Source organism: Serratia sp. Ser99, from assembly GCF_024519545.1.
In the GTDB taxonomy this organism is placed as follows: Bacteria; Pseudomonadota; Gammaproteobacteria; order Enterobacterales; family Enterobacteriaceae; genus Serratia; species Serratia liquefaciens.
Genome location: NZ_JALJRT010000003.1, coordinates 240,975 through 253,472 on the forward strand (window position 1 = coordinate 240,975; position 12,498 = coordinate 253,472).

Consider the following 12,498-nt stretch of genomic DNA (forward strand, 5'->3'; position numbering starts at 1 on the left):
AATGGCGCTGGTCAACGTTGGTATCACTTTATTGTTACGTTCGGTTGCATTAATCACCGAGAGGGTGCTTGAGTCACAGAAGTGATTGTGATGTTATACTGTAACAGTAAATTCTCTCTCGTTTGGCCATGAAACTGACATCCACACCACAAGATGGCGATCTGCCGTCATTGAACTCGCTGTTCACCGCTTCCGCAGGCCTGCGCTGCGGTATTGCCGCTTTGCTGCTCGGCTTACTCTGGTTGGGCATCCATTGGGCGGTAGCGCTGCCATGATAACGCTACAAAAAGCCGTCATCGGCTATGGCGGAACGCCGTTGTTTCCCCCACTTAGCGGGCATTTCGCCGTAGGATCGCTGACCGCCGTGGTTGGCGTTAACGGCGCAGGTAAGTCTACGTTGCTGAAAACACTGGCTGGGCTTTTACCGCTGCAGGGCGGGAACTTACGTTTTAGCGGCAACAAATTACCGCGTATGGCGTATTTACCCCAACAGGCGGAACTGGATCGCCAGTTTCCGATCCTGGTGAGCGATCTGGTGGCGATGGGGAGCTGGCCGACCAGTGGGATGTTCGGTGGGTTGAATAAGCACGCGAAGCGGCAGATTAGCGAGGCGCTGGACAGGGTAAACATGACCGCTATGGCGCGCACTCCTGTCGGCGAGTTATCCGGTGGCCAACTTCAGCGGGTGTTATTTGCCCGATTATTGGTGCAGCAGGCACCGCTTATTTTATTGGATGAACCCTTTACCGGCATCGATAGTTCCACCGTTCAGTTATTGCTTCAGGTGATCGCAGGTTTGCATCAGCAACGAAAAACGGTAATTGCCGTATTGCACGATATGTCGATGGTGGCGAATCACTTCCCACAGGCGCTGTTGCTGACCCCAGAGTGTTGCCACTGGGGTAAAGCCGACAGCGTGTTGGAACATATTCCTGCGTTAAATATTGCCAGCGCTCCGCTGTGCGGCAGAGGAGGGCGCAGTGATGTTGCTTGAGACATTAATTGATCCCTTTGCTTCCTTCGGTTTTATGCGGCGTGCGCTGGTGGCCTGCTTTGCCTTGTCGATCAGCGCCGCGCCTTTGGGCGTTTTTTTACTGCTACGGCGCATGAGCCTGGTGGGTGATGCATTGTCGCATGCGGTGCTGCCGGGTGCGGCGATAGGGTATTTGATTTCCGGTATGTCGCTGGTGGCGATGGGCGTGGGGGGATTTATCGCCGGGCTCGCCGTGGCCATGCTGTCTGGGCTTGTCAGTCGTCGAACGCCGTTGAAAGAGGACGCCAGTTTTGCCGGTTTCTATCTGGGATCCTTGGCGCTGGGAGTCACACTTGTCTCCTTGCGTGGTTCTAGTGTCGACTTGCTGCACGTGCTGTTCGGCTCGATCCTTGCCGTGGATACGCACGCCATTTTCATGGTCGGGGCGATAGCCAGTTTTTCACTTTTGTCGCTGGCGGCGCTGTATCGCGCTCTGGTGATTGAGTCTTTCGACGCGACCTTTTTACGCGTTAGCGCCCCGCGCTGGTTAGCACTGATCCACGGGTTATTTTTAGCGCTGGTCGTGATCAATTTGGTGGCCGGTTTCCAAATCCTCGGCACCTTGATGTCGGTAGGGCTAATGATGCTGCCTGCCGCCAGCGCACGTTTTTGGGCCCGTAATCTGCCACATACGTTGGCGGTGGCGATGGGCATCGGCATGCTATCGAGTTTGATCGGCCTGGAGTGGTCGTATTACGCCTCGTTGCCTGCCGGCCCGGCTATTGTGCTCAGTGCCAGCGTGATCTTTTTTGGGTCGATTCTGTTTGGGATGCGTGGGGGGATCTTTTCCCTGGCGCGCCGTTGAGAAGTGTCATGTGCAAGGAGAAAGTATGAAACGTTTACCTATTACGCTGGCAGTCGCTGCTCTGCTGTCCAGCCCGTTGGCGATGGCGAAAACCGTAGATGCCGTTGCCAGTTTTTCCATCCTGGGCGATATCGTCAAGCAGGTAGGGGGGGAGCACGTTAAGGTCACCACCTTGGTGGGGCCGGACGGCGATCCGCACAGCTTTGAGCCTTCGCCTAAGGACAGCAAGGTGCTGTCACAGGCCGACGTGGTGTTCGTCAGTGGTTTAGGCCTGGAAGGTTGGATCGATCGGCTGGTTAGCGCCTCGGGGTATAAAGGGCAGGTCATCACCGCATCGCAGGGAATAAATTCGCGCCAGATGGAAGACGATGGCAAAGAGATCACCGATCCTCATGCCTGGAACAGCATGAAAAATGGTGTGCAGTACGCCACAAACGTGATGAACGCGCTGATTGCCGCCGATCCTGAAGACGCCAATTATTTCCGCCAGCGCGGCGCAGAGTATATCCAACAGTTGCAGAAGCTGGATTTGTGGGCCAAAACGCAGTTTGCCGCAGTACCGCAGCAAAAGCGTAAGGTGCTGACCAGCCACGATGCTTTTGGCTACTTTGGGCAAGAATATGGCGTCACCTTCCTTGCCCCGGTCGGTTTCTCTACCGAAGCAGAGGCCAGCGCCAGCGACGTGGCCGGTTTGATCAAGCAGATCAAACAGGAAAAGGTGACCGCCTACTTTATTGAAAACCAGACCGACCCGCGACTGGTGAAGCAGATTGCTGCGGCGACCGGGGCAAAAGCCGGTGGTGAGCTGTATCCTGAGGCGTTATCCCAACCGCAGGGGCCGGCAGCGAACTACGTGCAGGCATTTAAACACAATGTTGATACCTTACTGAGCAGTATGAAATAAACCCACATGTCCCCGTTATGATGGCGGGGACACTGATGACACTTCGGCTTTCTCCATAAAAAAAGCCCCGTTGAGCAGCAACGGGGCTTTGCGACAGATGACACTACGGAAGTTAACGCTTTTTCTTACGTCCCTGTACCGCTTTAAAACGCGGGTTGGTTTTACAGATCACATAGATGCGACCTTTGCGGCGCACGACTTTGCAATCCGGATGGCGATTCTTCGCCGAACGCAATGAACTCAAAACCTGCATGTTGATTCCCTTTTACTTCTTGCCAAGAAAACGGCCAAAACGCTGCTGGAAACGTGCAGTGCTGCCCTCTTTGGAGAACTCCTTCTGCTTGCCGGTGTAGTACGGATGCGAAGCAGAAGAGACGTCGATAGTGACATACGGCCAGTTTTCACCGTCCAACTCAATGGTGCGATCGGTGTTAATGGTCGATCCCACCTTAAAGTAGGCATTGGCACTCAGGTCGTGGAATACCACGGTACGATAATTTGGATGGATACCTGCTTTCATGATGCACTCTCATGTAATGTTATACTATAACAATAATTATGCGCTGCACGGCAGAGCGGATCAAGTACAAAATGCATCCGCAGCTAAATTAATGAGAGTGATTTGCATTAAGCAGATGAAGCAAAAGAAAAAGGCCGCATAAGCGGCCTTTTTTCAGGAGGGAAACAGCACTGAGTTATCAGTGATGCTCGACCGGATGGCTGTGTTCTATGTCTTCAGACTTCTTGCCGAAGCGGCGGCGAACCACCACGAAGAACACCGGAACAAAGAACAGGGCCAGCACGGTGGCGGTAATCATCCCGCCCATAACGCCGGTACCTACCGCGTTCTGTGCGCCGGAGCCTGCACCGTTACTGATAACCAACGGCAGTACCCCGAGGATGAAGGCCAGTGAGGTCATCAGGATTGGACGCAGACGCATACGTACCGCATCGAGCGTCGCTTCGATCAAACCCTTGCCCTCTTTCTCCATCAGATCCTTGGCGAATTCCACTATCAGGATGGCGTTCTTCGCCGACAGACCTATGGTGGTCAACAGCCCCACCTGGAAGTAAACGTCGTTGTTCATGCCGCGCATGGTTGCTGCCAGCAGAGCACCGATAACCCCTAGCGGCAGTACCAGCATGACCGAGAACGGAATCGACCAGCTTTCATACAGCGCTGCCAGACACAGGAATACGACCAGAATCGAAATGGCGTACAGCGCAGGCGCCTGGTTACCGGACAGACGTTCCTGATAGGACATACCGGTCCAATCGTAACCAATACCGCTCGGTAGTTTGGACGCCAGCTCTTCCATCATGTTCATCGCCTCACCGGTACTCTTACCCGGTGCCGCTTGTCCAAGAATTTCCATGGATGGCAGGCCGTTATAACGTTCCAGACGCGGAGAACCGTATTCCCATTTCGCCGTAGAGAACGCGGAGAAAGGAACCATCTGGCCGGTGCCGCCACGAACAAACCATTTATTGATATCTTCTGGCAGCATACGGAATGGCGCATCAGCCTGAACGTAGACCTTCTTCACACGACCGCGGTCGATGAAGTCGTTAACGTAGGTGCCACCCAGCGCGGTAGTCAGCGTACTGTTGATGGTGGTGATGCTCACGCCCAGCGCCTTGGCTTTCTCCTGATCGATGATCAGTTTGAACTGTGGCGTATCTTCCAGGCCGTTAGGACGCATGCCCACCAGCAGGTCCGGATGTTTGGCAGCCATGCCCAACAACTGGTTACGCGCTTCGGTCAGTTTTTCATGGCCTAAGCCACCCTGATCGATCAGTTCAAAGTCGAAACCTGTCGCAGTACCGAGTTCGATAATCGCCGGCAGGTTGAACGGGAATACCAGGCCTTCTTTAATCTGAGAGAACGCACCCATCGCGCGGCCGGCAATCGCAGGCACTTTATTGTGCTCACCGGAACGTTCGGACCAGTCTTTCAGGCTGACGAATGACAGACCGTTGTTCTGGCCGTTACCGTTGAAGCCGAAGCCCGCTACGGTAAACACCGAGACCACGTTGTCCTTTTCCTTGGTCATGAAGTAGTCGGTGACTTCTTCCAGTACTTTAGCGGTACGCGCTTCAGTCGCACCCGCCGGTAGCTGAACCATGGTTAACAGGATGCCCTGGTCTTCTTCCGGCAGGAACGAGGACGGCAGGCGCAGGAACAACAGGCCCATGCCAACGACGATCAGCAGGTAGATCACCAGATAACGCCCGGTACTGCGCAGAATATTGGCTACGCTGTCGGTGTAGTGGTTGGTGCTCTTTTCGAACATGCGGTTAAACCAGCCGAAGAAGCCTGTTTTAATCCCATGATCACCTTTCGGAACCGGTTTGAGCATGGTGGCGCAAAGTGCCGGTGTCAGGATCATCGCTACCAGAACCGACAGGGCCATCGCGGAAACGATGGTGATCGAGAACTGACGATAGATGGCACCGGTAGAACCGCCGAAGAACGCCATTGGTACGAATACCGCTGACAGCACCATGGCGATACCGACCAACGCACCCTGGATTTGGCCCATCGATTTGCGGGTGGCTTCTTTCGGCGACAGTCCCTCTTCGGACATTACACGCTCGACGTTTTCCACCACCACGATGGCGTCATCCACCAACAGGCCTATCGCCAGCACCATACCGAACATCGTTAGGGTGTTGATCGAGAAGCCGAACGCCGCCAGGATCGCAAAGGTCCCCAGCAATACTACCGGTACCGCGATGGTTGGGATCAACGTCGCACGGAAGTTCTGCAGGAACAGGTACATGACCAGGAACACCAGCAAGATCGCTTCCATCAGCGTTTTTACTACTTCGTTGATGGAGATTTTAACGAACGGCGTGGTGTCGTACGGATAAACCACTTTCATCCCCTGCGGGAAGAAGGGTTCCATTTTGGTCAGTGCATCTTTTACGCCTTTAGCGGTGTTCAGGGCGTTGGCGCCGGTGGCCAGTTTGATCCCCAAACCTGCTGCCGGTTTACCGTTATAGCGTGCGGTTACCGCGTAGCTTTCTGCACCGCGTTCAATGTGCGCAACATCACTCAGGCGAACCTGAGAACCATCACTATTCACCTTCAGCAGAATTTTACCGAACTCTTCAGGAGAGGTCAGGCGAGTCTGCGCGATGATCGAGGCGTTCAGCTGTTGCCCCGGTACCGGTGGCATACCGCCCAGCTGCCCTGCGGCGATCTGGTTGTTTTGCTCGGTAATGGATGAGGTGACATCCGAAGTGGTCAACTGGAAATTATTCAGTTTGTTCGGATCCAGCCAGATACGCATGGCGTACTGGGCACCGAACAGCTGCACTTCACCCACGCCGGATGAACGGCTGATAGGATCTTTGATGTTGGAAGCTACGTAGTCCGCAATGTCATCCTGGGTCATGTTCGGATCGTCGGAAACGAAGCCGGCCACCATCAGGAAGCTGCTGCTGGATTTTTCTACTTTCAGGCCCTGCTGCTGCACTTCTTGCGGCAGTAATGGGGTGGCCAACGACAGTTTGTTCTGGACCTGAACCTGCGCAATGTCAGGGTCGGTACCGGATTCAAACGTCAATGTAATGGTGACGCTACCAGAGGAATCGCTGGTGGAAGACATGTACATCAGATTATCGATACCGTTCATGTTCTGTTCGATAATCTGAGTGACGGTATCTTGCACCGTTTTGGCATCCGCGCCTGGATAGTTTGCGGAAATACTGACCGCCGGTGGTGCAATAGTTGGATACTGCGCAATCGGCAGTTTCATTATTGACAACACACCCGCCAACATGATGATGATGGCGATTACCCAGGCGAAAATCGGGCGATCTATAAAGAACTTAGCCATGTCTTACCGGCTCCTTTTTATGACTTCTGCGCTTCAGACTGCGGCTGCTTTTGCGCCTGAGTGTCAACTTCCTGCACTTTTACCTGAGCGCCCGGACGGACTTTCATCAAGCCGGTGACAATCACGCGGTCGCCGGCTTTCAAACCGTCGGTAACCAGCCATTTGTCGCCGATAGCCTGCTCGGCCTTCAGCGTACGCAATTCAACTTTGTCGTCAGCACCTACCACCAGTGCAGTAGCATCGCCACGTGGGTTACGCGTCACACCCTGCTGCGGTACCAGCAATGCGTCGCTGCGCACACCTTCGTCCAGACGGGCGCGAACGAACATGCCCGGCAACAGCGTATCGTTCGGGTTAGGGAACACCGCACGAATGGTGATGGAACCGGTGGTTTCATCAACGGTGACGTCAGAGAATTCCAGCGTGCCTTCCTGAGCGTATTGCGCGCCGTTTTCCAGCAGCAGTTTCACTTTGGCTTTGCCGTTCTCTTGCTTCAGCGCACCGCTTGCCAGTTCTTGTTTCAGACGCAGGAAGTCGTTGCTCGACTGAGTCACGTCGACGTACATCGGATCAAGCTGCTGCACGGTAGACAGAGCAGTGGCTTGGCCGTTAGTGACCAGTGCCCCTTCGGTCACGGCAGATTTGCCGATACGGCCGGAGATTGGTGAAGTCACCTTGGTGTAAGCCAGGTTGATGCGCGCGGTTTCCACAGCGGCTTTGGCAGCCACAACAGCGGCTTCCGCCTGCTGCAGGTTGGAGACTGCGGTGTCGTAATCTTGCTTACTGATGTAACTGGTACCCAGCAATGGTTTGTAGCGGTTAACCGTCACGCGTGCGATAGACGCGCTGGCTTGGGCTTTCGCCAAATCGCCTTTAGCGCTGTCATAGGCTGCCTGATAGGTAGCAGGATCGATTTGATACAGGGAAGTACCTGCCTTGATATCGCTGCCTTCTACGAAGTTACGTTTCAGGATAATGCCGCTAACCTGAGGGCGAACTTCGGCGATACGATACGCAGCGGTACGACCAGGAAGATCGGTGGTGATGTTGAGAGGTTCTGCCTTCAATGTCACTACACCCACTTCGGGAGCCGGTGCCTGGGCGCCTTGCTGTTGGGTTTCTTTATCGTTACATCCTGTTAGCACTAAGCTGCCTGAAAGCATCAGAACTGCCGCCAGAGGCGTTAACCCTCTGTTTTTGTTCATAGAAAAACCTCAAGTGTCCGATTTCAAAATGATCAATGGATCACAAGCTTTAAAACCCATTGCTGCGTTAATTATTAGTGCGTGCTATGGTACATACATACACGAATGTATGTAAATCTCACTTCCCCGAAAAAACAACGCCATGGCACGAAAAACCAAACAGCAAGCGCAAGAAACTCGACAGCACATTCTTGACGCTGCGGTGCGAGAATTCTCTGAACGTGGCGTTTCTGCAACGTCCCTCACCGATATAGCCACCGCTGCTGGGGTGACGCGTGGCGCAATTTACTGGCACTTCAAGAATAAGGTAGACCTGTTTAACGAAGTTTGGGAGTTATCAGAGTCGAAAATAGGCGATCTCGAACTAGAGTATCAGGCAAAGTACCCTGAGAATCCACTGCGTATTTTACGCGAAATTCTAATTTATATTCTGACGGCTACGGTAGATGACGCACGCAGGCGTGCCCTGATGGAGATCGTTTTCCATAAGTGTGAATTTGTCGGTGAGATGCTCCCGTTGCAAGATGCCCGTAAAGTCCTCTATCTGGAAGGTTACGACCGTATTGAGTCCGTGCTGCGCAACAGTATGCGCCACGGCCAACTGCCGGCTGATTTACATACCCGCCGCGCTTCTATCATTCTGCGCGCCTACATTACCGGCCTGATGGAAAACTGGCTTTTTATGCCGGAAAGTTTTGATCTGAAAGCCGAGGCGGCGGTGTTGATCGACTCATTTATCGAAATGGCCCAATTCAGCCCCACCTTGCGGATAAAACCGGAGGAGGGGGAGCTGGCGGCACAGCCGTTGAGTGCAGAACATCATCATTTATAGGAGAAATACCATGTCATCCGTTGTTTTGATCGCCAATGGTGCCGCTTATGGTCACGAATCGCTGTTTAACGCGTTGCGTCTGGCGATTGCGCTGAAAGACCAGCAGAGCGATCTCAACCTGAAACTGTTTTTGATGTCCGATGCGGTGGTCGCGGGCATTGCCGGGCAGCAGCCGCATGAAGGCTATCACCTGCAGCAAATGCTGGAAATTCTTACCGCGCAGCAGGTGCCGGTGAAATTGTGTAAAACCTGTGCCGATGCGCGCGGAGTCAGTCGGCTGCCGCTGGCAGACGGGGTGGAAATCGGAACGCTGGTGGAACTGGCACAGTGGACGTTGGCGGCGGAGAAAGTATTGACCTTCTAAGCCCGCGACATTTGTACATCACCCGCAACGCTTTTCTTATTCTTTGGCTCTCTGCGATCGTGATAATCTTTAGGCTTCTTTATTGATTCGAAGCCAAATCATGCATCGCAGGTTAGCCAAACGCCTTTTTCTGCCGCTCGTGTCGTTGTTCGGTGTGGAGTTCTCCCGCGCCTTCGCCCTGTTTTTGTTGATCGCTTTCTGTGCGGTTTGCCAACCTGCAGCCTCTGCGGCACTCAATGGCGATGTGCCGTCACGCAGTGAAATACAAAGCCAGCTTGATGCGCTGAATAAGCAAAAGACGCTGACGCCGGTCAATAAACTCACGCAGCAAGACCTTACCCGAACCCTAGAACTGCTGGATGCCATCGATCGCACCAGGCAGGATGGCGCGCAGCTTAAGCAACAGCTGCAGCTGGCACCGGGCAAATTGCGCCAGGTCACCGACGATCTGGCGGCGCTCAAAACGCCGGTCGACAGTGCGGCCGCCCGGGCCGAACTGCTGCAGCTTTCCCTGCGCCAATTGGAAACCCGGCTTTACCAGACGCTCGATGACCTGCAGACGGCGCAGGAAAACCTGTCCACCTATAACAGCCAGCTGGTTTCGCTACAGACTCAACCGGAACGGGTGCAGAGCAGCATGTATACCGCGTCTCAGCGGCTGCAGGAAATTCGTAACCAGATCAACGATCAGACGCCGGGACAAAACTCGTTGCGTGACAGCCAACTGGTGATGCTGGCCACCGAGCAAACGCTACTCAACGCGCAGATAGATCTGCAACGCAAAAGTCTGGAAGCCAACACTACCCTGCAAGATTTGCTGCAGAAGCAGCGCGATTATACGACCGGGCATATCGATGCGCTCGACCACAACGTGCAATTGTTGCAAGAAGTGGTCAACAGCAAGCGCCTGACGCTGTCGGAAAAAACCGCCAAAGAGGCGCAGAATCCGGAAGACGCTACGGATATCCAGCACGACCAGTTGGTCAGCAAAGAGCTGGACGTTAACCGCCAGCTCAGCCAGCGGCTGATTGCCGCCACGGAAGAGAGCAACGTACTGTTCCAGCAGAATATTCGGGTGAAGAACTGGCTGGATCGCGGCCTGCAGGCGGAGCGTAATCTCAAGGAGCAGATCCAGGTGCTGAAAGGCAGTCTGATGCTGTCGCGCATTCTGTATCAGCAGCAACAAAGCCTGCCGCAGGGCACGTTGGTGGCGGATATGGGCACGCGTATTGCCGATCTGCGCCTGGAACAGTTTGATATCAACCAGCAGCGCGACGACCTGTTCAAGGGTGACGATTACATCAACAAACTGGTCGCCGACAGCAAAGAAAAAGCCAGCGCCGACGTGCTGGATGCTCTGAATGAAATCGTCGATATGCGCCGTGAGCTGTTGGATCAGTTAAACAAACAGCTCAGTAATCAGTTGGCACAATCGATCAGCCTGCAGATCAACCAACAGCAGTTAACCAGCGTTAACAGCTCGCTGCGCGATACCCTGACTCAGCAGATTTTCTGGGTAAACAGCAACAAACCGGTCGATCTGGCGTGGCTGAAAGCTTTGCCAGGGGCGGTTAGAGATCAACTGGCTGCGCTCGATTTCAAAGTCGATTTCGGCAAAATATTGCAGGGCGGACTGAATTCACTGGTCATGCTGATCCCGCTGCTGTTGCTGATCGGCCTGTTGCGCTGGCGTTACAAGCTGATAGACACCCATTTGCAGAAACTGGCCAATGACGTGGGGCAGTTAAAGCGTGATAGCCAGATGCACACCCCCAGGGCCATTGTGTTGACTCTGCTGAAGGTTCTGCCCGGTTCGGCATTGCTGTTGGGGGTGGGGTTCTGGTGTTACCGTGCAGAAATCGGTCTCAGTGACTTTCTCTGGGCGTTGTCGCAACAGTTGGCGCTGTTCTGGCTGATATTCGGCTTTACCTACCGCACGCTGGCACCTGGCGGCATCTGCGAACGGCATTTCAACTTCGCCGCCGAGCTTTGTGCGCATTATCGTCGTCAGACGGTGCGCCTTGGGCTGGCGCTGCTACCGCTGATCTTCTGGTCGGTGCTGGGCGAGAAAGCGCCACTGCGGCTGGTGGAAGACGTTATCGGCCAGGTGGTGGTGATGTTGACCTTGGCACTGCTGGCAGTGCTGGTGTTTCCGTTGTGCCGCGACAGCTGGCGTGAAAAGGGCTCGCACGCGGTAAGGCTGATCATTGTCACCGCCATTGCCGCTACGCCGCTGATCCTGTTGGGGCTGATGTTCGCCGGCTATTTCTATACCACGTTGCGGTTAGCCGGCCGCTGGATCGACAGCCTGTATCTGTTCTTCCTGTGGAATATCGTCTATCTGACCGCCATTCGCGGGCTGAGCGTCGCGGCGCGCCGTCTGGCTTATCGCCGCGCGATAGCTCGTCGTCAGAGCCTGGCGAAGGAGAAAGAGGGGGCTGAAGGGGTTGAACCGGTTGAGGAGCCGCCTTTGGCGCTCGATCAGATCAACCAGCAGTCGCTGCGTCTGACCACCATGGTGCTGTTTATTATCTTCGCCAGCGCCCTGTATGGCATTTGGTCAGATTTGGTGACGGTCATTTCGTACCTGGACAGCATTACGCTGTGGCATTACACCACCACTGTCGCTGGCAGCATCGTGGCGCAGGCGGTGACGCTGGGCAACATGATGGTGGCGATAGCGGCGGTAATTGTCGCCTACGTGATGACGCGCAACCTGCCCGGTCTGCTCGAAGTGGTGGTGCTGTCGCGGCTGCAGCTGCGGCAGGGGACGTCTTACGCCGTCACCACCATACTCACCTACCTGATTACCACTGTGGGTGCAGTAACCGCGCTGGGGTCGCTGGGTGTCTCCTGGGATAAATTGCAGTGGTTGGCCGCCGGTTTGACCGTCGGGTTGGGGTTCGGGCTGCAGGAGATTTTCGCTAACTTTGTGTCCGGCCTGATCATTCTGTTCGAACGGCCGATTCGTATTGGCGATACCATTACTATTGGCACTTTCTCTGGTTCGGTCAGCAAAATCCGCATTCGCGCTACCACCATCACTGACTTTGATCGCAAAGAGGTGATCATTCCGAATAAGGCATTTGTGACCGAACGGCTGATCAACTGGTCGCTGTCAGACACCATCACCCGCGTTTTAATCAAGGTAGGGGTGGCCTACGGCTCCGATTTGGATAAGGTGAAAGCGGTGCTGCTCAAGGCAGCGCATGATAACCCACGCGTGATGAGCGATCCGGAACCGCAGGTGTTCTTCCTGAATTTCGGTGCCAGCACGCTGGATCATGAACTGCGCCTTTACGTACGTGAGCTTCGCGACCGCAGCTATACCGTTGACGAACTGAATCGCTCTATCGAACGCCTGTGTCGCGAAAACGACATCAACATTGCTTTCAACCAGCTCGAGGTCTATTTGCACAATCAGCAGGGCAACGAGGTGCAGGAAGTAAAACGGACGCTATCTTCGGATAAGGACGGCTCATCTGTAGGGGAGTAGAACGAGGATCCTGG

At 54.5% G+C, this 12,498-nt stretch carries 11 protein-coding genes; 7 read left to right on the forward strand and 4 right to left on the reverse strand.

Features of this window, described 5'->3' with window-relative positions; all coding sequences use genetic code 11:
- The first annotated feature begins 128 nt into the window (after positions 1–128).
- The 4 genes from NR114_RS08820 to NR114_RS08835 are packed head-to-tail and all read left to right on the forward strand — an operon-like array spanning position 129 to position 2,742.
- A complete protein-coding gene (locus tag NR114_RS08820) occupies positions 129–275 on the forward strand; it encodes a hypothetical protein (protein WP_020825517.1) in 147 nt (48 codons plus the stop codon).
- Positions 272–994 carry a metal ABC transporter ATP-binding protein gene (locus tag NR114_RS08825; RefSeq protein ID WP_046374340.1) on the forward strand — a complete coding sequence of 241 codons (723 nt, stop codon included), beginning with the start codon at positions 272–274 and terminating at the stop codon, positions 992–994. The genes NR114_RS08820 and NR114_RS08825 overlap by 4 nt, the downstream gene beginning before the upstream one ends.
- Positions 981–1,838 (forward strand): metal ABC transporter permease, encoded by an 858-nt coding sequence (locus NR114_RS08830; protein WP_256814074.1) that lies wholly within the window; start codon positions 981–983, stop codon positions 1,836–1,838. Before NR114_RS08825 ends, NR114_RS08830 begins: the two co-directional genes overlap by 14 nt.
- Positions 1,839–1,863: 25 nt before the next feature.
- On the forward strand, positions 1,864–2,742 hold the full coding sequence (locus NR114_RS08835; protein WP_020825520.1) for a metal ABC transporter substrate-binding protein: 879 nt from the start codon (positions 1,864–1,866) through the stop codon (positions 2,740–2,742).
- 112 nt (positions 2,743–2,854) lie between these two features.
- Here NR114_RS08835 and ykgO read toward each other — a convergent pair whose 3' ends face one another.
- The 4 genes from ykgO to sdeX all read right to left on the reverse strand — a co-directional run bounded on the left by ykgO (position 2,855) and on the right by sdeX (position 7,792).
- Entirely contained in the window at positions 2,855–2,995 is a 141-nt protein-coding gene (ykgO, locus tag NR114_RS08840) for a type B 50S ribosomal protein L36 (RefSeq protein WP_012005563.1), read from the reverse strand.
- 12 nt (positions 2,996–3,007) lie between these two features.
- Entirely contained in the window at positions 3,008–3,262 is a 255-nt protein-coding gene (locus tag NR114_RS08845; RefSeq protein WP_020825521.1) for a type B 50S ribosomal protein L31, read from the reverse strand.
- 178 nt (positions 3,263–3,440) lie between these two features.
- On the reverse strand, positions 3,441–6,587 hold the full coding sequence (gene sdeY / locus NR114_RS08850) for a multidrug efflux RND transporter permease subunit SdeY (RefSeq protein ID WP_046374338.1): 3,147 nt from the start codon (positions 6,585–6,587) through the stop codon (positions 3,441–3,443).
- Between the two features lie 17 nt (positions 6,588–6,604).
- A complete protein-coding gene (gene sdeX, locus NR114_RS08855) occupies positions 6,605–7,792 on the reverse strand; it encodes a multidrug efflux RND transporter periplasmic adaptor subunit SdeX (protein WP_234528988.1) in 1,188 nt (395 codons plus the stop codon).
- 142 nt (positions 7,793–7,934) lie between these two features.
- Between sdeX and acrR the strand changes: the two genes are divergently transcribed.
- The 3 genes from acrR to mscK all read left to right on the forward strand — a co-directional run bounded on the left by acrR (position 7,935) and on the right by mscK (position 12,484).
- Positions 7,935–8,624, forward strand: a complete 690-nt coding sequence (gene acrR / locus NR114_RS08860) for a multidrug efflux transporter transcriptional repressor AcrR (protein WP_020825525.1) — start codon at positions 7,935–7,937, stop codon at positions 8,622–8,624.
- 10 nt (positions 8,625–8,634) lie between these two features.
- Positions 8,635–8,988, forward strand: a complete 354-nt coding sequence (locus NR114_RS08865; protein ID WP_048759565.1) for a DsrE/DsrF/TusD sulfur relay family protein — start codon at positions 8,635–8,637, stop codon at positions 8,986–8,988.
- Positions 8,989–9,088: 100 nt separating this feature from the next.
- Entirely contained in the window at positions 9,089–12,484 is a 3,396-nt protein-coding gene (gene mscK, locus NR114_RS08870; RefSeq protein WP_256814073.1) for a mechanosensitive channel MscK, read from the forward strand.
- Positions 12,485–12,498 lie beyond the last annotated feature (14 nt).

Excerpts from the sequence above, each read along its gene's own strand:
- NR114_RS08820 (WP_020825517.1), top strand. The coding sequence starts at position 129 with ATGAAACTGACATCCACACCACAAGATGGCGATCTGCCGTCATTGAAC.
- sdeY (WP_046374338.1), bottom strand. The coding sequence starts at position 6,587 with ATGGCTAAGTTCTTTATAGATCGCCCGATTTTCGCCTGGGTAATCGCC.
- acrR (WP_020825525.1), top strand. The coding sequence starts at position 7,935 with ATGGCACGAAAAACCAAACAGCAAGCGCAAGAAACTCGACAGCACATT.
- ykgO (WP_012005563.1), bottom strand. The coding sequence starts at position 2,995 with ATGCAGGTTTTGAGTTCATTGCGTTCGGCGAAGAATCGCCATCCGGAT.
- NR114_RS08825 (WP_046374340.1), top strand. The coding sequence starts at position 272 with ATGATAACGCTACAAAAAGCCGTCATCGGCTATGGCGGAACGCCGTTG.
- NR114_RS08865 (WP_048759565.1), top strand. The coding sequence starts at position 8,635 with ATGTCATCCGTTGTTTTGATCGCCAATGGTGCCGCTTATGGTCACGAA.
- mscK (WP_256814073.1), top strand. The coding sequence starts at position 9,089 with ATGCATCGCAGGTTAGCCAAACGCCTTTTTCTGCCGCTCGTGTCGTTG.
- sdeX (WP_234528988.1), bottom strand. The coding sequence starts at position 7,792 with ATGAACAAAAACAGAGGGTTAACGCCTCTGGCGGCAGTTCTGATGCTT.
- NR114_RS08845 (WP_020825521.1), bottom strand. The coding sequence starts at position 3,262 with ATGAAAGCAGGTATCCATCCAAATTATCGTACCGTGGTATTCCACGAC.
- NR114_RS08835 (WP_020825520.1), top strand. The coding sequence starts at position 1,864 with ATGAAACGTTTACCTATTACGCTGGCAGTCGCTGCTCTGCTGTCCAGC.